This is a genomic window from Pedobacter paludisoli (assembly GCF_052344095.1).
Taxonomy (GTDB): Bacteria; Bacteroidota; Bacteroidia; order Sphingobacteriales; family Sphingobacteriaceae; genus Pedobacter.
Genome location: NZ_CP179926.1, coordinates 4,487,731 through 4,507,785, shown reverse-complemented (window position 1 = coordinate 4,507,785; position 20,055 = coordinate 4,487,731). Strand labels below are relative to the sequence as shown.

At 37.6% G+C, this 20,055-nt stretch carries 14 protein-coding genes; 2 read left to right on the top strand and 12 right to left on the bottom strand.

All coding sequences use genetic code 11. From position 1 onward, the window contains the following. Positions 1-124 precede the first annotated feature (124 nt). Both ligA and dapA read left to right on the top strand, forming a co-directional pair. Positions 125-2,137, top strand: a complete 2,013-nt coding sequence (gene ligA / locus ACJVDK_RS18580) for an NAD-dependent DNA ligase LigA (protein WP_443938161.1) — start codon at positions 125-127, stop codon at positions 2,135-2,137. A 174-nt stretch (positions 2,138-2,311) separates the two neighbouring features. Further along, positions 2,312-3,202, top strand: a complete 891-nt coding sequence (gene dapA / locus ACJVDK_RS18575; protein ID WP_443938160.1) for a 4-hydroxy-tetrahydrodipicolinate synthase — start codon at positions 2,312-2,314, stop codon at positions 3,200-3,202. Between the two features lie 147 nt (positions 3,203-3,349). Here dapA and ACJVDK_RS18570 read toward each other — a convergent pair whose 3' ends face one another. The 12 genes from ACJVDK_RS18570 to ACJVDK_RS18515 form a co-directional block, all read right to left on the bottom strand. Next, positions 3,350-5,725, bottom strand: a complete 2,376-nt coding sequence (locus ACJVDK_RS18570) for a glycoside hydrolase family 88 protein (protein ID WP_443938159.1) — start codon at positions 5,723-5,725, stop codon at positions 3,350-3,352. A gap of 224 nt (positions 5,726-5,949) precedes the next feature. Beyond that, on the bottom strand, positions 5,950-6,126 hold the full coding sequence (locus ACJVDK_RS18565; protein ID WP_443938158.1) for a histone H1: 177 nt from the start codon (positions 6,124-6,126) through the stop codon (positions 5,950-5,952). A 258-nt stretch (positions 6,127-6,384) separates the two neighbouring features. Next, positions 6,385-7,629 (bottom strand): aminotransferase class I/II-fold pyridoxal phosphate-dependent enzyme, encoded by a 1,245-nt coding sequence (locus ACJVDK_RS18560; RefSeq protein ID WP_443938157.1) that lies wholly within the window; start codon positions 7,627-7,629, stop codon positions 6,385-6,387. 195 nt (positions 7,630-7,824) lie between these two features. After that, positions 7,825-9,477 carry a cell division protein FtsZ gene (ftsZ, locus tag ACJVDK_RS18555; RefSeq protein WP_443940071.1) on the bottom strand — a complete coding sequence of 551 codons (1,653 nt, stop codon included), beginning with the start codon at positions 9,475-9,477 and terminating at the stop codon, positions 7,825-7,827. A gap of 129 nt (positions 9,478-9,606) precedes the next feature. After that, positions 9,607-10,959 carry a cell division protein FtsA gene (gene ftsA, locus ACJVDK_RS18550; RefSeq protein ID WP_443938156.1) on the bottom strand — a complete coding sequence of 451 codons (1,353 nt, stop codon included), beginning with the start codon at positions 10,957-10,959 and terminating at the stop codon, positions 9,607-9,609. 4 nt (positions 10,960-10,963) lie between these two features. Then, positions 10,964-12,181, bottom strand: coding sequence for a cell division protein FtsQ/DivIB (locus tag ACJVDK_RS18545; protein WP_443938155.1), 1,218 nt, complete (start codon positions 12,179-12,181; stop codon positions 10,964-10,966). Further along, positions 12,174-13,529, bottom strand: a complete 1,356-nt coding sequence (murC, locus tag ACJVDK_RS18540; RefSeq protein ID WP_443938154.1) for a UDP-N-acetylmuramate--L-alanine ligase — start codon at positions 13,527-13,529, stop codon at positions 12,174-12,176. The genes ACJVDK_RS18545 and murC overlap by 8 nt, the downstream gene beginning before the upstream one ends. Before the next feature lie 66 nt (positions 13,530-13,595). Beyond that, a complete protein-coding gene (gene murG, locus ACJVDK_RS18535) occupies positions 13,596-14,702 on the bottom strand; it encodes an undecaprenyldiphospho-muramoylpentapeptide beta-N-acetylglucosaminyltransferase (RefSeq protein ID WP_443938153.1) in 1,107 nt (368 codons plus the stop codon). Between the two features lie 17 nt (positions 14,703-14,719). Continuing rightward, positions 14,720-15,913, bottom strand: coding sequence for an FtsW/RodA/SpoVE family cell cycle protein (locus ACJVDK_RS18530; RefSeq protein WP_443938152.1), 1,194 nt, complete (start codon positions 15,911-15,913; stop codon positions 14,720-14,722). Positions 15,914-15,928: 15 nt separating this feature from the next. Beyond that, positions 15,929-17,323 carry a UDP-N-acetylmuramoyl-L-alanine--D-glutamate ligase gene (murD, locus tag ACJVDK_RS18525; RefSeq protein WP_443938151.1) on the bottom strand — a complete coding sequence of 465 codons (1,395 nt, stop codon included), beginning with the start codon at positions 17,321-17,323 and terminating at the stop codon, positions 15,929-15,931. 26 nt (positions 17,324-17,349) lie between these two features. After that, complete coding sequence (gene mraY / locus ACJVDK_RS18520; RefSeq protein WP_443938150.1) at positions 17,350-18,594, bottom strand: phospho-N-acetylmuramoyl-pentapeptide-transferase; 1,245 nt, start codon at positions 18,592-18,594, stop codon at positions 17,350-17,352. Further along, a complete protein-coding gene (locus tag ACJVDK_RS18515) occupies positions 18,594-20,051 on the bottom strand; it encodes a UDP-N-acetylmuramoyl-L-alanyl-D-glutamate--2,6-diaminopimelate ligase (RefSeq protein ID WP_443938149.1) in 1,458 nt (485 codons plus the stop codon). Before ACJVDK_RS18515 ends, mraY begins: the two co-directional genes overlap by 1 nt. Positions 20,052-20,055: the final 4 nt, after the last annotated feature.

Below are 20,055 nucleotides of genomic sequence, written 5' to 3'. Positions count from 1 at the left end.
AATATAAACACCTTTAGAGAGATATAAAAACGATTTACCTACGCAAACGTTTGTCTAATCGTCCAAAAGTTAAAAAATATAGGTTGCATAAAAATTTGACTGCTTTTTTTTCTAAGTTTGCTGTATGTCGCTATTTACTATCAAAGACGAAATGGATGCCTTGGTTGCTGAATTAAATCAGCACAATTACAATTATTATGTATTGGCAATGCCTACCATAGGTGATTATGAGTTTGACAAAAAATTGGCTCATTTGGCCGAATTGGAAAAATCAAATCCTGCTTTTGCCGATCCAAATTCTCCTACCCAAAAGGTAGGTGGCGATATCACCAAGAATTTCGTTACCGTTCCACACAAATATCCGATGCTCTCGTTGGGAAACACCTACAACGAACAAGATTTACGCGATTTTGATGAACGCATCCGAAAAGCCATAGGCGATAATTTTGAATATGTTTGCGAACTCAAGTTCGACGGCCTATCCATCAGTTTAACCTATGAAAATGGAAAATTAGTTCGTGCAGTAACTCGTGGAGATGGCAGCAAAGGCGACGATGTGACCAATAACATAAAAACGATTCACACTATTCCGCATCAATTAAAAACAAAGCAAGCACCGGAACACTTTGAAATTCGAGGCGAAATTTTCATGCACAAAGCTGCGTTTTTAAAACTAAATGCACAACGTGAAGAATTGGGTGAAGTACCTTACGCTAATCCTCGCAATTTTGCTTCAGGAACCATCAAAATGCAAGATTCCAAAGAAGTGGCCAAACGTCCTTTAGATGGGTTTATTTATTTTCTTTACACCGATAAAAATGAATTTAAAAACCATTGGGATAGCCTGAATGCGGTGAAAGAATGGGGATTTCATGTTTGTGAACACAACCGATTGGTTAAAAATATAGATGAGGTATTGACCTTTATTCAGCAGTGGGAAACAGCACGCCATCAATTGGGGTATGATATTGATGGAATTGTAATCAAAGTAAACAGCTATGCCCAACAGCAAGAATTAGGGTTCACAGCTAAATCGCCCCGTTGGGCTATTTCGTACAAATACAAGGCTGCTGAAGTAGAAACCATTCTGGAGAAAGTGACTTACCAAGTTGGTCGTACCGGAGCAGTTACCCCTGTCGCCAATTTAAAACCCGTTTTATTGGCAGGCACAACGGTTAAACGTGCTACCTTACACAATGCCAATGAGATAGAACGTTTAGACCTACACGAGGGTGATACCGTCTTTGTAGAAAAAGGGGGGGAAATTATTCCCAAAATTATCCAGGTAAACCTCGATAAACGTATCGTAGGAGCTGAAAAAATTTCCTATCTAAGCAATTGCCCTGAGTGTGGAACCGAACTGATTCGAAAAGAAGGCGAAGCCGTTCATTATTGTCCAAACGATGAAGGTTGTCCACCGCAAATTGTCGGTAAAATTCAACACTTTATTTCGCGCAAAGCGATGAACATTGATGGTCTTGGAGATGAAACCATTGAAACGTTTTATAAGAATAACTTAATCAACCACATTAGCGATTTATACACGCTTCATCAAAAAGCTGACCAATTAAAAAAATTAGACCGTTTTGGAGAAAAATCAATCGAGAATATGCTTGCAGGCATAGAAAAATCGAAAGAAATGCCTTTTGAAAAAGTACTTTTTGGATTGGGGATTCGCTATGTTGGCGAAACCGTTGCCAAAAAACTCGCTGCAGGTGTTAAAAACATCGACCAATTGATGAAAGCAGGTTTAGAAGATTTAATTGCCATTGATGAAATTGGTCAGCGTATTGCAGAGAGCATTGTAGAATATTTCCAAAAGGAAGAGCATGTACACCAAATAGATCTTCTCAAATCAGCAGGTTTAGCTTTCGAAATTGAAGAAAAAGTAATCAGCTTGGCCAGCGACAAATTAAGCGGACTCACATTTGTTATTTCAGGAGTTTTTGAAAAATATGGTCGTGAGGAATTAAAAGATTTGATTGAAGCCAACGGAGGAAAGATTTTAAGCGGTATATCGGGTAAATTAAATTACTTGGTTGCTGGAGATAACATGGGCCCATCTAAGCTAGAAAAAGCCAATAAATTATCCATCCCCATAATTGACGATGAAGCCCTATTAAAAATGATCAATTAGGTTAGAAAATAGCTTTTCAATAAACATCTAGCTTTAATTTAAACTAATTGAATCAATTTCAGAATATTTACTCGCTAACAGTTGAATAAGTAAAGAGATTAGCCTATTTTTGCATCCCAAACAAAAAACGCTAGGCGTTACATGTTTGAACAAAAAATAAAAATAAATTAAATAATGAACAAATTTCAGGGTACTGGTGTAGCTCTTGTTACTCCTTTTAACGCAGATGGATCGGTTGATTATACAGGTTTAGAAAACTTGATAAATCACGTGATCGATGGCGGGGTAAATTACCTCGTTTCTTTAGGCACAACTGGCGAAACAGCCACAATGACTAAAGACGAGAAGAAGAAGGTGTGGGCTTTTACTGCTGAAATTACAAATAAACGTGTTCCTTTAGTAGCAGGTATTGGCGGAAACGATACTTTAGCAGTAGCTGAAGATATTAAATCATTTGATACAGCTGGCTATAGTGCAATTTTATCGGTTAGTCCATATTATAATAAACCAACTCAAGAAGGTATTTATCAGCACTACAAATATCTAGCTGAAATTTCACCTTTGGATTTAATTTTATACAATGTTCCAGGGCGTACCTCAAGCAACATGACTCCCGAAACGATTTGTAGATTAGCCAATGATTTTGATAATATCATCGGAATTAAAGATGCTTGTGGCAACTTCGACCAGTTTAATCAAATAATGCGTGATAAACCGGCGGATTTTCTTTTAATTTCTGGCGATGATCCAATTACCTTACCAATGATTGCATTGGGCGCTGCTGGTATTATTTCCGTAATTGGCAATGCACTACCAAAGCAATTTTCAGACATGGTAAACAACTGTTTAAAAGGCGATTTTAATGGTGCTTTACCGGCACATTTGAGTTTAATTGAATTTACGCGCTTAGCTTTTGCTGAAGGCAACCCTGCAGGCATTAAAGCTGCTTTAAAACAATTAAGTGTTTGTGGAGATACGGTTCGTTTACCATTGGTAAAAGCGTCTAAAGGTTTAGAAGAGGCTATTAGCAAAGAGATTCAGAAATTAGGTCAAGTAGTTGCTTAATAAAAAAATATTTCTTTTATACTAACAATAAATGCCACATGTTTTTGTGGCATTTATTGTTAAAAGATGTTAGATACTCCTTATACTCTTTTAGCAACCTACTTATTTTAGGTTAGAGTTTGAATCTGTAACAGATTGATTGAACATTTATTTTGATAATTTATAAATCTCAGAAGCAGCCATAAGAAAAGCTCCAGGCCCGTATAATGTAGTCATATTTTTAGTTACATTTCTTGGGTCTTCACCTATGGGTTGTACCCAGCCTAATTTACCTTCAGTATTAACAGACGAAACCAGTGCTTGCCAGCCTTTTTTAATTATCGGCAAATATTGATCTTTAGACAAGTAGCCATTATTAACACCATATGCCAATGCATACACAAAGAAACCTGTTGAGCTTGTTTCTGGTGAAGGATAGCTATCTGGATCAAGTAAACTTGCACGCCAAAAACCGTCATGTCCTTGAAGTGTTACAATTTTAGCGCTCATTTCTTTAAACAAGTTTTCATAGTAAGGTTTATATTGCTTATCACCTGATGGAAGAGTTTTTAGCATTTCAACCATGCCTCCCATTACCCAACCATTACCTCTACCCCAAAAAACCTTTTTACCGTTGGCTTCCTTCTTATCTAAATAGCGCTTATCTCTAAAAAAGAGGTGTTCCCCTTTATCGTACAATAAATTATAGGTTGCCTTGAACTCTTTATCTGCAAATTCGGCGTACGCTTTATTTCCAGTTAAACTGTACATTCTGGTATATACCGAAGGAGCCATAAATAAGGCGTCGCACCAAGACCATCTTTGACTACTTATGGGTTTACTTCCATTAAGTTCCATTCCCGATTCTGAAGGATTAGCCATTACCCAATCAACTCTTGCTTTAGTTCCTTGCAACATTATTGGCTCTTTAAACTTAGCATACATATCTAAGTAGCTTTGTGCCACACAAATATCATCTGCGTGGTACATTCGATTCCCTACCTGCCAACTTTGTTTACTAAACACATCCTTAAGCCATTTATAATATATCTCATCTTGACTCATTTCAGCCATATCCATTAAGCCATTATAAAAAGTTCCGGCAACCCAACCTCGGTGATCTGAAACCTGGTTTTTAGGAAAAGAATTCATTTGCCAATCGGCCACTTTTTTTGCTACCGCCAATACGTCTTCTTTATTAAATCTGGCAGACATACCTCCGGCTTTCTGATTAATTCTAATTGCTGACCGGTAGTTTCTAAAATTAGGATAATCGTAGTTGTACATCCACAAAACACTGGCCTCCTCGCCTTGATGCCCTCTTACAACAAATGGACGAACATTATCTTTTTCTGAATGCTGTGTAATTGCTTTTGTACTCCATTTTTTTCCATTATTATCCAGTGTCCATTGTTCAATCTCAAAAACATCATCAATCGGGCGTGATGTATACACAATATCTGTATTTTCATGATCCAAATAAACACCTCCTGAATAATTTACCTCATATTCTAATTTAGATTTAGTGTAATTATTCCGTTGAAACCATGTTCCAGCTTTGGTGATTAATTTATTTGTCCACTTCTGTCCATCCCATTTTGCATACCAATAAGAGTGTTCACCCGCTATACTACTAAACCTTGCATATACAATTACAGGATTCTCATTTTTATCGTAAGCAACATCCCAAATCCAGGCTTTTTCAAAAGTTTTGGTTGCGTCGTACACAATATCTGCATTTCTTGGAGCCACTGCACCACTTTTTGCGTCTTTTATTTCTTTACCATCGGCACTTAAAAATTTACCACCCTTGTAGGTCATAAAATAAATAGAATTTGTGGCTCTATTTCTTGGATGATCATCTGTAAAAGCAAAAAATATTTTATCTTTTCCATTGCTTGCCACTTTCATGTATGGTCTAACAAATCCTTGAGTAGTATCATCTTTGACAAAAGTTTTTGGCTCTTCCCACGATTTTAGATCTGTAGTTGTAATAAAATTAGGCTTAAAATTAGAGCCCCTAAAAAATAAAAATATTTTATTTTTTTCAGATGAAAGCATTACCGGGTTGGTGTAACAATACCCCATAGGACCTTCTATTTTTGGCGAAACACTTTGAAGCTTATCCCATTCAGAAATATCGGCAGGCCTTTTTGTTACAGCATAATAAATTGGTGTATTGGTTGATCCGCCATGTCCAGAAAAGAAAATTACCAAACGATTATCGGGCAATTTCATGAACGATGGATTTGCATGATCATCAACATTAAGTTTATCAAACAATTTGTGATCATTTCGTTTTTGTGTTTTTGGATCGTATGAAAAAGCGAATATACTTCCTTCCTTATCTACATACCCTCCAAAAATAACTTGATTTATATAAATAGCTCGGGGATCCGAAAACCAACACCAAGCTCCGTCTTTAGTAATTATTGAATAGTCCTCTGCGTAAGGTGGTATTTCCGATTTTTGAGCAAAAGAACAAATGGACGAAAAGACTAAAATAAGTGTAAAAAGTCGATTAATCTTAAGGTATTTTCTCATTAGCATTTTTGTTTTTTTTTCTAAATATAACGAAAGAGACCTTTCAAGCCCTCTTTTTCAAGTCATAAACTTCGCACAAACGTTTGATTTAGATAGAGAAAACCTTTTATTCTAACAAAAATCAGGAATAAGTAGATTTTATAAATTTGTTGCTATTAAATAATTTTTTAAAAAAAAATCCCGTTGAATTTTTATTCAACGGGATTTAAATATTTTTGGTTCGATTAATCTTTATTTTTAGTTTCCTGAACTTCTAGTCGAATGGCTTGCGCAAGGTTCTTCAAGTCCTGCATACCTTTACGTACTCGAGTGCCTGCAGCACTATTTCCTTTGTTATAAAATTTGTCTGCGTCAGCTTCTAAAGCTGCTACTAAGTTTTTTACTTCTTCAAATTTTTTCATTGTTTTAGACTCCTATATTTTTTTTAATGTTTAGGTTTGATTATAGTATCTAATTTAAATCGTTTAACTGTATAAAAAAACTTTTTCCAAAAGAAAAAAAGGCCTTTTTTGGCTTTTTTTTCCACATTTATACGGATTATAAACATTAAAATGCAATCAAAAAAAATCAATAAACTATAAATCAGTAAGTTACAAAATAAAGAACAAAAAAAAGTCCCTTTAAACGAATTTAAAGGGACTTTCAGTTATAAGCTTTTTTTATTCGCTTATTGCAAATTTATTTTCTTGGTAATAACCGCTTTTCAATTTCTCTGCTACTTCGCTAAAAGCATCTAATGTACGCTGTACATCTTCAAGACTATGCGCAGCAGTTGGAATTAAGCGTAATTCTAGCATTCCTTTAGGGATTACTGGATACACCACAATTGAACAGAAGATACCGTAATTTTGTCTTAAATCGAATGTAATAGCTGTTGCATCACTTAATTCGCCTTTTAAGAAAACCGGTGTAACTACTGAATCTGTTACGCCTAAATCAAAACCACGCTCTCTTAAACCTGTTTGTAATGCAGTTGCAATTTGCCATAATTTTTCTCTCAATTCTGGCTTGCTTTTTAACAGTTCTAAACGTTTCAATAAACCGATTACCATTGGCATTGGCAATGCTTTTGCAAAGGTTTGTGAACGCATGTTATAGCGTAAGTAATTGGTAATTTGCTCGGTTGATGCCACAAAAGCTCCAATGCCGGCCATCGACTTTGCAAAGGTTCCAAAGTACACATCAATTCCATCGATACAGTCTTGTGCTTCGTGCGCACCTGCACCAGTTTTACCGAGCGTACCAAAACCATGTGCATCGTCTACTAAAATACGGAAATTGAATTCCTTTTTTAGTTTTACTAATTCTTTAAGCTTACCTTGCGCACCGCTCATTCCAAACACACCCTCGGTAATTAAAAGAATACCACCACCTGTTTCTCCAACTAATTTAGTAGCACGTTCTAATTGTTTGCGTGCACTTTCGATATCATTGTGTTTATAAACAAAACGTTTACCCAAATGTAAACGCATACCGTCTACAATACACGCATGTGATTCTGCATCATATACAATTACATCATTTCTATCAACCAAGGTATCGATAATCGAGACCATTCCTTGGTAACCGTAGTTTAATAAAAATGCGTCTTCTTTACCAACAAATGCTGCTAATTCTTGCTCTAATTGCTCGTGATAATTTGAGTTACCGCTCATCATACGGGCACCCATTGGATACGCCATACCAAATTTAGCTGCTGCTTCTTCGTCAGCTTTTCTAACTTCTGGGTGATTTGCCAAGCCTAAATAGTTATTTAAGCTCCATACTAAGTGCTCCTTTCCTTGAAATTTCATATGAGGTGCAATTTCGCCCTCTAATTTTGGAAATGAGAAATATCCATGAGACCATTTTTGATGTTGACCAAGAGGCCCCATGTGTTTTGCTATTTTATCAAAGATATCCAATGTGTTATATATTATTATTTGTACTTTAAATTTTGCGAATCTACTATTTATTACCCTTAAAATCAACTAAGCGTATGTGCTAATCGAAAATTCTCCATTAAAACGGTTATTCAAGGGGAATATTTTACAGCTAGTAAACAAAATACAAAGCCCGGACATGAATACATCCGGGCTTATGGTTTTATTGTATTTTACTTAATCTACATTGTCATGTAGAAAAGAATTATTCGGTCTAATTTCTGTAGAACCCTCTTCATCGTTGCTTAATGTAAAGCGACTTACTTGTGATTCTGATGAATGCTGAACTTGTTGCAATTGCATTTGCTTGCGTTTATAGGCTGGCTCACTTTCTAATTCTTGTAAACCATTGGTAGTACGCAATTTCATGCTTAAATCTTTCAAACGTAAAATACGTTCTTTCGATTTTCTCAATTGCTCTTCCATTGATTCGTCGTTTTTGTCGTCGTCTAATCCGCTAGGCAGTTCAGCTTCTGGCTCAACTTCTGGCATGGCTGGAATTTCAGCAACTGGTGTTTCAAAAACAAATTCCGTTTCAGCCAACTTAACTTCAAATTCAAAGGAAGCTGGTTCGTTTGGAATTTCCATCTTAGGTTCCTCTTCTACTAAAGAATGACGTACAACAGTATTTTCTGGTTCAGGAATTCGTGGTGCTGGAGCTGGAGTTGGAGCAACTGGCTCGGCTTTACTAAACATTCCGCCAAAAAGATCTGCTTGCGAAGCTTCTTCTTTCACTTTTAAAACCGGCTCATACGAAGGTTCTTTGGGTTGAATAAATGAATTTACAGGTTCAACCGGACGTACCAACGGAGCCTCTTCTGGGGTTAACAGCGATATTTTCTTTTTATTCTTTTCTTCGTTTACGCGCTCTTCTGACGTTTGGAAACCGGTAGCGATAATCGTCACCGATAATTTTTCTCCTAAAGATTCATCCGAACAGTTACCCCAAATTAAATCGGCAGATAAGCCTGCTTTTTCTTGGATAAAATCAGTTATTACCGAAACCTCATCCATGGTTACTTCGCGTACTCCTGAACTGATGTTTAACAGGATATAACGCGCTCCTTCGATTTCGCTATCTTTTAATAATGGAGAAGCTAAGGCACCTTCTACAGCTTGAAGTGCACGTTGTTCGCCTTCGGCTGCGTAGCTACCCATAATGGCAACACCACTCTCTTTCATTACGGTGCGTACATCTTTAAAATCGACGTTTATATATCCCGGAACGGTAATAATTTCTGCAATTCCCTTTGCGGCAGTTGTCAAAATATCATCTGCCTGGCCAAATGCGGAGCCTAAGGTTAAGTTTCCGAAAATCTCACGCAAACGATCGTTTGAAATTACCAGATAAGAATCGACGTACTTTTTCAATTCTTCCATTCCTTCTTCCGCTTGTAAGCGACGTCTCTTTCCTTCGAAAGAAAAAGGTGTGGTAATAATAGCAACGGTTAAAATATCAAGTTCTTTAGCAGCTTTTGCAATAATCGGACTTGCACCTGTTCCTGTACCACCTCCCATTCCAGCTGTAATAAACAACATTTTGGTTGTGCTACCCAACATCGCTTTAATATCGTCGATGTTTTCTATCGCTGAGTTTTTACCTACCTCAGGAATAGAACCGGCACCCATTCCTTCTGTCAAACTAGCACCTAATTGTACCTTGTTTGGGATAGGGCTAGACTCTAAAGCCTGCGCATCGGTATTACAAATAATAAAATCCACACCAGTGATACCTGATAGGTACATATGGTTCACTGCGTTTCCGCCACCACCTCCAACACCAATAACTTTGATGATTGAAGATTTATCTTTTAACATTTCGAACTGCATAATATTATGAATCAGTTGTTTAAAAATTTTTAATTCCTGTTCATTACTCAGTGTAATATTACCACTTTTTCCACAGACGTTTTCCACAAGTGTTTATAATGTGGAAAACTCATCTATTGTTGAAAAATATTACCCTTTTAAGTAATCTTCATCACTTACATTCATATCATCTTGAATGAATGTACGGGTTTTTGCCAGCAATTTATCGAATAAACCAGGTCCGCGTTTTTCTTTCACTGCTTGTGGTTTTGCCACAATCACATCCGGACGTTTCATCTCTTCCAATACCTCTTCGGCCTTTTGAATTCCTTTAATAAGTAAACCTACACTGGTTGCATACATCGGGCTTTTTAAATCGTCGTAAATGGTTTTCGGCATATCTTCGTATTTCGATAAATGCTCGTTCGGATAACCAATGCGGCAATCTAATCCAGTTACGTACTCTACTAATTGGCTCAAGTGTTTTAATAAGGCACCGCCTCCGGTAATTACAATACCACCAATTAATTTTTTCTCGTATCCCGATGACTTAATTTCATAATACACGTGCTCGATAATCTCTTCCATACGCGCTTGAATCACGTAAGCAAGATTTTTCACCGAAATTTCTTTTGGTTCGCGACCACGTAAGCCCGGTACACAAATAATTTCGTTTTCTTTATTTTCTTCTGCCAATGCAGAACCAAAACGGGTTTTTAACAACTCTGCTTGATTACGCATTACAGAACAACCTTCTCTAATATCTTCGGTTACAGAATTTCCTCCAAAAGGGATAACCGCTGTATGGCGAATAATGCCCTCGTGAAAAATAGCAATATCCGTTGTACCACCACCAATATCTACCAATGCAATACCAGCCTCTTTTTCTTCATCGCTCAACACCGATTCTGAAGATGCTAGTGGTTCAAGAATTAAATCTTGTGTTTGTAAACCTGCATTGTTAACACATTTAATGATATTCTTTACCGCAGTAACCTGTCCTGAAATGATATGGAAATTGGCTTCAAGGCGCACCCCTGCCATACCAATCGGATCTTTAATACCCGGTTCGTTATCGATGGTAAATTCTTGCGGTAAAACATGGATAATTTCTTCACCTGGAGGCATAACTAATTTAAACATATCCTCGATTAACTTATCGATATCTTTTTTACCGATTTCGTTATTCAATTCTCGTCTGGTTAAAATCCCACGGTGCTGTAAGCTTTTAATGTGCTGTCCCGCGATTCCCACATTTACCACCTGTATTTCTACATTGGATTGTCCGCTTGCTACTTCAACAGCTTGAGCAATGCCCTGCACGGTTTTTTGAATGTTAGAAACCACTCCACGGGTTACCCCTGCCGACTCTGCTTTTCCTATTCCTAAAATTTCGATTTTGCCGTGTTGTGTTCTACGACCAACGATAACACAAATTTTTGTAGTACCGATATCCAATCCTACTACAATGGGCGACTGACTGGTAAATTTTGCCTTGTCCATATTATTAATGTTGTTGAGTTTTATATTGTTTTTCTAGGGCTTTGATTTCTTCTTCTCTTCTTTTGCGTATCTCTGCATCTGTTAACTTGGGTTTAGCAGTGGCTGTTTCCTTCTTTACATCGGGCTTTGCCGTTTTAGGTTTTTCAACTTGTATGGCTACTTTATCCTTGTTTACTTCTTTTTTGGTAGGCTCTACCTTTTTTACTTCTGTTTTTTTAGGTTCTACAACCTTTGCTTCTGGCTTTTTTGTCTCCGGCCTTTTAGGTTCAACCTTTTTTACCTCTACCTTTGTTGCTTCCGTTTTCACTACTTTTGGCTCAGCAGGCGTCGGTTTTTCATCATTCAATTCTGCAATGCTGCTATTGATTAATGAATCGGTTACTTTTTGTCGGCTAAGCACGCTATCAGCCGTCGACATCACCTTGGTACTTCTCAACAACTCCAGCGAATCGCGTTTTTCACATACTACCTGATTACTATACTTGATGCTAATACTTCTATACTTCCGGGCAATTACTTGTGGCAAGGCTGCAGCATAAAATGCTTTTAAATTTCTCATTTTGGTATCCAGCGAATCTGCATTCCCCAAAACAATGGTTTCATCTCCCACACGGGGGATTAAAATCATATCATTTTTTTCATCAACATTTATTTGCTCTATTTGGTTGTCCCAAAGTGTATCTTTTTTCAAATAAAGCGCTGTTGTATACAAGTCGTGTGCCAACTGCGTGTGTAGTGTATCTACCCGGCTTCCAAAAACTTCTGCAATGTTCCCTGTAGCAACCAATACATTGGCCGTAAAGTTTGAAGAAATTGGCATTTTTAATCCATCGCTATCGATGTAAAAATTTTGACCCGTTGCATTGATTACCCGCAAAATTGGTTGACGTTGCTTAACCTCTACATGCATTACACCATCCATATCCACATATACTTTCGCATAGCCGATATAGGGGTTAGCAATTAACTTCTTTTCAATTTTATGGATATTGATATCCTCTAAATTCTTTCCGATTAAAACGCCTTGGTCTTCCTTTAAAATTGCGTCAACCTCTTCCCGTTCGATAAAATTATCGGCTCCCGGAATGATGACGCGTACATCGGCACATTTAATCGTTTGCTTTTTAACATTGATAAAACTCATCAATACCACCACCCCGCTTAGACTAACCAGCCAAGCAAAACAAATAAAAACAGCTTTCCAATTTATTCGTTTAAGCATGATTTAATAATTGTTTTAAAGGGTCAATTAATGTATCAATATCACCAGCACCAACAGTGAGCAACAATTCAGGTTGTTCCTTTTCAATATGTTTCAACACCGCTTCTTTGCTATAAATGTTTTTTGCTTCGAGCGCTATTTTATCCAATAAAAATTTTGCGTTTATCCCTGCTATCGGCAATTCTCTCGCCGGATAAATTTCTAACAGAAACAATTCATCTACGGTATTCAAAACCTCCGCAAAACCTTCCACAAAATCGCGGGTACGCGTAAATAAATGCGGCTGAAATACAACCGTTAGTTTTTTAGTTGGATATAACTGACGCACCGCATCAAAACAAGCTCTTAACTCTTCTGGATGATGTGCATAATCATCAATGTAAATATGGTTTTGGTTTTGTACAATATATTCAAATCTGCGTTTTACACCTTTAAAGCTTTCAATCGCTTGTTTTACTTTATCTGCATCAATCCCCAATTTTAAAGCAATGGCAATTGCAACGGTTGCGTTTGTTACATTGTGTTTGCCCGGCAGCATAAAGCCAATGTTCTTGATCGTTTGCTGTTGATCGGTATAATCGAACACAAATTTCGAATCCTCCACTCGTATATTTTCCGCTTTCGCTGCAGCCGTTTCACTTACCGCATAGCTGATGCTATTTTCTAAAGGCAATCCTTCATGTGCGAATAAAGTTCCACCAGCTTTTAATTGTTTTGTGAATAGCTGAAAGGAATCCTCTAAGTGACTTTTATCGCCATAAATATCCAAATGATCTGCATCCATTGACGTCACAACTGCGATATCTGGATGAAGCGTTAAGAATGAGCGGTCATATTCATCGGCTTCTACCACCACTACATTGTTTTTACCAAACAATACATTGCTGTTATAGTTACTGGTGATACCACCTAAAAATGCCGTACAATCGTACCCTGTGTCTTTCAACACATGTGCCACAATAGATGAAGTGGTGGTTTTCCCATGGGTACCTGCAACGGCTACACAAAACATTCCCTTGCTGATGATTCCTAGAACTTCTGAACGTTTTTTTATACTGAATCCTTTATCAAGAAAGTGATTTAGAATTTTTGAATCCTTTGGAATGGCCGGCGTATACACCACTAAGGTATCGTCGTGATTATCCAAAAAGGCACAAGGTAAAGCAGCTGCTTCATCCAAATAACTAATTAAAATTCCTTCTTGTTCTAATGCAGTTGTGAGCTTGGTATTGGTTTTATCGTACCCGCAAACTACACAACCTCGTTTGGCAAAATAACGTGCAAGTGCACTCATACCGATTCCACCGATACCTACAAAATACACTCTATTTATTTTACCTAATTCCATTCTTTAAACTTGTTTTTCGAAAATTGCCTTATCGCTACTTCTTACTTATTTCTTTAAAAGGACTCCTTATCGTTTTATTAATTTTAACACTTCATTCGCAATAACATCATCTGCTGCTGGCAAACCCATAGATGCTATATTTTTAGCCAATTTGGTACATTCTGCGGGGTTCTTTAATAAATCCAAACCCACTTTTACCAAGTTTTCTTCTGCATCTACATCCTTCACTAAAATTGCCGCCGAATGTTTTACCAAGGCCATTGCATTTTTAGTTTGATGGTCTTCTGAAACATTTGGAGAAGGCACCAAAATAACCGGTTTGGCAACAAGTGAAAGTTCGGCAATGGTTCCAGCACCGGCACGGCTGATGATTACATCCGCTGCTGCGTAGGCTAAATCCATTCTATTTAAAAACTCTAAAACACGTACATTCGGGTGGTGATTGACACCTAAACGCTCCATGATTCCTTTGTAATAAAACTTACCCGTTTGCCAAACAACCTGAACATCTTGTTTTAAAATTTCAGGCAAATGCTTTTCAATACTTTTATTTAATGTTCCCGCACCTAAACTTCCTCCAACCACCAAAATGGTTTTCTTCAAGGGGTCTAGTTTTAGCAATTCGGCACCTGCATGTCGTTTACCGGCAATATCCACCATATCTCTACGTACTGGATTGCCTGTTTTCAAAATTTTATCCGCTGGAAAAAACTGGCTCATTTCATCAAAAGCTACACAAACTTTAGATGCTTTTTTCCCCAACCATTTGTTGGTTAATCCCGCATAGGAGTTTTGCTCCTGAATTAAATACGGAATACCTTTTTTTGAAGCGGCATACAACAAAGGACCCGATGCATATCCTCCTACTCCTACCACCACATCTGGCTTAAACTCGCTGATAATTTGTTTGGCCTTTTGAACACTTCCAAGTACTTTTAAAGGAAGCGACAAATTTTTCATGATTGAGCCACGCTGAATTCCGCTAATATTTAAGCCAATTATTTTATATCCGGCCGCAGGAACTTTTTCCATTTCCATACGTCCTATTGCCCCCACAAATAAAATTTCACAAGAAGGAACCAAACGCTTTAATGCGTTGGCTATGGCTACGGCGGGAAAAATATGCCCGCCGGTGCCACCACCTGATATGATAATTTTTGGGGAATTATTCATTTGTTAAGTATTCTTTGTTATCCAAAAGCAGGAATTTCACCTACTACAATTTTATTTTTACTCGTTTCTTTTTCTTCCTTACTCGTGGTTATTGCATTTTCTTCAACATCGCGGCTAACACTTAAAATAATACCGAAAGCAACACTGGTAAAAATCATCGATGTTCCACCCATGCTTACGAGTGGCAATGGCACCCCTGTAACGGGCCCTAAACCTACAGCAACCGCCATATTTGCAAATGCTTGAATGGTTAAACTAAAACTTAAGCCGGCAGCTAACAATGCCCCAAATGCTTTTGGGGCTCGGGTAACTATTTTTATACATCGGTATAAAAGCACCAGATAAAGCAGCATGATTACAATTCCTCCAATGGTCCCCCATTCTTCAATAATAATGGCAAAAATAAAATCTGAATAAGGGTGTGGTAAGAAATTGCGTTGTGTACTATTACCTGGTCCTTTACCGAATATACCACCAGTTGCCAACGCAATTTTCGCTTGATCAGCCTGGAAAGTTTTATCTGAATGTTGCATCTCCGGATGCATAAACGACTTAATTCTGGAAGCATAGGTTGCTCTACGTGGGCCTAACAATACCACTAATGTTAACAACACCGCTCCGCCTGCGCATACCAACGAAATCTGCTTAATACTAATCCGTCCGATAATTAACAAGAGAATGCTTACGCCAAATAACATCAATGCTGTCGATAAATTGGCTAAAGCAATTAACACGAAAACCACACAAACAGAGCCCATAATTGGGATAAACGATTCTTTTACATTTTTGATGTTTTCTTGTTTCTTGGTTAACATTCTGGCTAAAAAGGTTATCAGCGCTAACTTGGCCAAATCCGATGTTTGAAAGGTTAATCCAATTACCGGAATCTTAACCCAACGAGAAGCATCGTTTACATTGGCACCAAATATCAACGTATATAACAATAATGGAACGGTAATAATCATCAAAATCTTAGAAATACCGGCATAATAGCGGTAATCCAATAAATGAGCGATGTAAATCATTCCAATCCCCATCATTACAAATATTAAGTGTTTGGTTAAAAGTAATTTTTCAACTGCCTCACCTTTTTTATAGGCCAAAGTTCCTGTTGCACTGTACACCGCCATTACTGATATAAGCGAAAGCAAGATGATGATCAACCAGATCCATCTATCGCCTTTTGTTTTATTAAGTAGTGCTTGCAACATCTTTTGAGCCTCCTATTATAATTCTCTTACTGCCGCTTTGAACTGATCGCCACGGTCTTCATAATTTTTAAATAAATCGAAACTAGCACATGCTGGAGATAACAAAACGGTATCGCCTCTTTTTGCTAAATGGAAGGCTATTTGCGCCGCTTCATTTGCAGAAAATGTGTTCACAATAACTTCTACATCATCTTCAAAAGCATCGTGAATACGTTTATTATCCTTTCCTAAGCATACAATTGCTTTAACTTTACTTTGAACCAAATCCTTCAGCATATGATAGTCGTTTCCTTTATCTACACCACCCATGATTAACACCACGTCTGTTGTCATGCTTTCAAGCGCATACCAAGTAGAATTTACATTGGTTGCTTTACTATCGTTTACAAAATCGATTCCCGATATTTTTGCTACATGCTCTAAGCGATGTGGAATGTTTTTGTAACTTCCCATGCTTTCGCGGATTGACTCATCTCGCAATTCTAAAACCTTGGCTACAATGCCCGAAGCCATAGAATTATTAACATTATGCTTGCCCTTTAAGGCTAAATCGGTAAGAATAGACATGGTTAGTTCTTTATTTGGTTCAATTTGTATATGTATCGTATCGGCTTGTAAATAAGCTCCTGGTTCTACCTTCTCTTTTAGTGAAAAAGGATAGGTTTTTGCCAAGGGCTTAAAGTTCTTCAGCACTTTCAGCGTCTCTTCGTCATCCAGGCAATAAATGAACACATCCTCTTCGGTTTGATTTTGGATGATGCGCATTTTCGAAGCTGCATAGTTTTCTAATTTATAATCGTAGCGATCTAAGTGGTCGGGGGTAATGTTTAGTAAAACTGCGATATCGGCTTTAAATTCAAACATATCATCTAACATAAAACTCGAAATCTCCAACACATACCAGTCATAGGTTTCAGTCGCCACCTGAGCTGCAAAACTTTGCCCTATATTACCAGCCAAGCCTACGTTTAATCCTGCATTTTTTAAAATGTGGTAGGTAAGCAACGATGTCGTCGATTTACCATTTGAGCCGGTAATGCAAATTGTTTTCGCGTTTGTATAGCGTTTCGCAAACTCAATCTCCGAAATAATCGAAATACCTTTCTCTACCAACTTCTTCACTATAGGTACCTTTGGTGGAATACCTGGACTTTTGATCACCTCCGTTGCATTTAAAATCTTAGCCTCTGTATGGCCTTCTGATTCAAATGGAATTGAATGCTTCTCTAATTGCTGTTTGTATTTATCGTCTATTACGCCGAAATCGGAAACAAACACCTCAAAACCTTGCTTTTGAGCCAATATGGCTGCACCTACGCCGCTTTCGCCTGCGCCCAAAATTACTACACGACGAATCCCAGCATCATTTGATGTTTGAGTATTAGCGGTAATAGAATGGTTCGTGGTCATGGTTGATGTTTTTTGATTGCGTTTTACTATCTTAATTTTAAGGTTACTACGGTGATAATGGCTAACATAATTCCGATAATCCAGAATCGGTTTACAATTTTTGCTTCATGATATCCTTTTTTCTGGTAGTGATGATGAAGCGGCGACATTAAAAATATCCTTCGCCCTTCGCCAAACTTCTTCTTGGTATATTTAAAGTAGGATACCTGCATGATAACCGATACCAACTCGACCAAAAACACTCCACATAAAATTGGTATCAAAAGCTCTTTGCGAATCATAATGGCATAAGAGGCTATAATTCCACCGATGGCCAAACTTCCTGTATCGCCCATAAAAACTTGCGCCGGATACGAATTGTACCAAAGGAAACCTACGCAAGCTCCCACAAAAGCTCCCGCAAAAATCATGAGCTCACCCGAATTCGGGATATACATGATATTCAGATAATCAGCCATTACGGTATTACCTGACACATAGGCCAAAATCCCTAGTGTGGTTCCAATGACAGCCGATGTTCCTGTTGCGAGTCCATCTATTCCATCTGTTATATTTGCTCCGTTTGATACGGCTGTAATAATAAAAACAGTGAAAGCCAAGAATACGATAAAAGCATATTTCCCGGTATCATCACCAAAAAGCTTTAAAACTTTAGCGTAATCAAACTCATTATTTTTATAGAAGGGCATATTGGTTTTGGTCGATTTTACATCTTGCGTGTAATACATCGTTTCACCTGTTTTACGCAGCACCATTCTAGCTGATGACCCTTCGATTGGATTTTTTACGGTTTCGCGAACCACAATGCTTGGGTGAAAATACATGGTACTTCCTACAATTAAGCCTAAACCTACTTGGCCAACCACCTTGAATTTACCTGCTAATCCTTCTTTATTTTTCTTAAAAACTTTGATGTAATCGTCTAAGAAACCAATGGCTCCCATCCAAACGGTGGTGATAATCATTAAGATTACATACACATTGGTTATGTTGGCGAACAACAAGGTAGGGATGAGAATACCTAGCAAAATAATAATCCCACCCATAGTAGGTGTACCTTGTTTTTGCATTTGACCTTCTAAACCCAAATTTCTTACAGTTTCACCCACTTGTTTCTTTTGTAAATAATCGATCAATCGACGGCCATAAACCGTTGTGATGATTAGTGACAAAATAATTGAAGCCGAAGCACGAAAAGTGATATACTGGAACAATCTCAATCCTGGTATATCGTAATGTTTATGTAAGTATTCAAATAAAAGATATAACATTAGTTTTGCGGGTTTAATTGTTCCAATAATATTTCTTTATCATCAAAATGGTTACGTACCCCATTTATCTCTTGATATTTTTCGTGGCCTTTACCGGCTACCAAAATAATATCGCCGCTTTGCGCCAAATGACAGGCTGTTTTAATTGCTTCCTTTCTATCCAAAATGGATAATGTTTTACGCTTGTTACTAGGCGACACACCTAGTTCCATTTCATCGATAATGCTTTGCGGATTTTCTGTACGCGGATTATCAGATGTTAAAATCACTTTATCGCTCCAGTCGCAAGCTACTTGCGCCATAATTGGTCGCTTTGTTTTATCTCTATCTCCCCCACAGCCAATCACGGTAATTACTTGCTCTGTTCCTTTTCGGATATCTGCTATCGTGCTCAATACATTTTGTACTGCGTCTGGTGTATGAGCATAATCAACAATGCCGATTATCTTGTTCGGCGAAGTAATGTAATCAAAACGTCCTTCTGCACCCGATAAACGACTTAAAAGGGTTAATACCTTTAGCTTATCTTGCTCTAACAGCACAGCTGTACCGTATACAGCCAACAAATTATAAGCATTAAAAGAACCTACCAACTTGAAATACACATCTTCGTTATCGATATCTAAATGCAAACCACTAAATTGATTTTCAATGATTTTTGCTTTAAAATCGGCCATTTGTTTCAACGCATAGCTCTTTTTATGTGCCTTGGTATTTTGAAGCATCACCATACCATTTTTATCATCGATATTGGTTAAGGCAAATGCAGATTTTGGCAAACCGTCAAAAAATGCCTTTTTAGCTTTTAAATAACTGTCGAAAGTTTTATGAAAATCAAGGTGATCATGCGTTAAGTTTGAAAAAACGGCACCTGAAAATGTTAAACCTTCAATTCGGTGTTGAGAAACCGCATGCGAACTCACTTCCATAAAACAATAATCACAACCTGCTTCAACCATATCATGCAACAGTTGATTTAAAGCGATTGGATTTGGTGTGGTATGTGTGGCTGGCACGACTACATCGTGAATGTAATTTTCAACCGTCGACAACAAACCTGTTTTGTAGCCTAAATCTTTAAAAAGTTTGAATAAAATGGTGGCAATGGTGGTTTTACCATTGGTTCCGGTTATACCTACTAATTTTAGTTTTGTTGACGGCTTATCGAAGAAATTACCCGCCATTAAGCCTAACGCAATAGCGCTATTGGCCACCTGAACATAGGTTACTGCTTCGTTTATGCTTTGCGGCAATACTTCGCAAATAATCGTGTTTGCCCCTTGCGTGATGGTTTGTTCAATGAAACTATGTCCATCAGAAACAGTCCCCACTACTGCAAAGAAAACATCTCCCGCTCCCACTTTACGTGAATCGAAATGGAGGGCATTAATCTCCTTATTGGTTTTTCCAACCAACTTTTCTATCGTTACACCATAAAGTAAATCCTGTAATTGCATTTCG

What these genes read in the sequence shown, in the direction of transcription:
- ligA (WP_443938161.1), top strand. Translation starts at nt 125, where the DNA reads ATGTCGCTATTTACTATCAAAGACGAAATGGATGCCTTGGTTGCTGAA.
- dapA (WP_443938160.1), top strand. Translation starts at nt 2,312, where the DNA reads ATGAACAAATTTCAGGGTACTGGTGTAGCTCTTGTTACTCCTTTTAAC.
- ACJVDK_RS18570 (WP_443938159.1), bottom strand. Translation starts at nt 5,725, where the DNA reads ATGAGAAAATACCTTAAGATTAATCGACTTTTTACACTTATTTTAGTC.
- ACJVDK_RS18565 (WP_443938158.1), bottom strand. Translation starts at nt 6,126, where the DNA reads ATGAAAAAATTTGAAGAAGTAAAAAACTTAGTAGCAGCTTTAGAAGCT.
- ftsZ (WP_443940071.1), bottom strand. Translation starts at nt 9,477, where the DNA reads ATGCAGTTCGAAATGTTAAAAGATAAATCTTCAATCATCAAAGTTATT.
- ftsA (WP_443938156.1), bottom strand. Translation starts at nt 10,959, where the DNA reads ATGGACAAGGCAAAATTTACCAGTCAGTCGCCCATTGTAGTAGGATTG.
- ACJVDK_RS18545 (WP_443938155.1), bottom strand. Translation starts at nt 12,181, where the DNA reads ATGCTTAAACGAATAAATTGGAAAGCTGTTTTTATTTGTTTTGCTTGG.
- murC (WP_443938154.1), bottom strand. Translation starts at nt 13,529, where the DNA reads ATGGAATTAGGTAAAATAAATAGAGTGTATTTTGTAGGTATCGGTGGA.
- murG (WP_443938153.1), bottom strand. Translation starts at nt 14,702, where the DNA reads ATGAATAATTCCCCAAAAATTATCATATCAGGTGGTGGCACCGGCGGG.
- ACJVDK_RS18530 (WP_443938152.1), bottom strand. Translation starts at nt 15,913, where the DNA reads ATGTTGCAAGCACTACTTAATAAAACAAAAGGCGATAGATGGATCTGG.
- murD (WP_443938151.1), bottom strand. Translation starts at nt 17,323, where the DNA reads ATGACCACGAACCATTCTATTACCGCTAATACTCAAACATCAAATGAT.
- mraY (WP_443938150.1), bottom strand. Translation starts at nt 18,594, where the DNA reads ATGTTATATCTTTTATTTGAATACTTACATAAACATTACGATATACCA.
- ACJVDK_RS18515 (WP_443938149.1), bottom strand. Translation starts at nt 20,051, where the DNA reads ATGCAATTACAGGATTTACTTTATGGTGTAACGATAGAAAAGTTGGTT.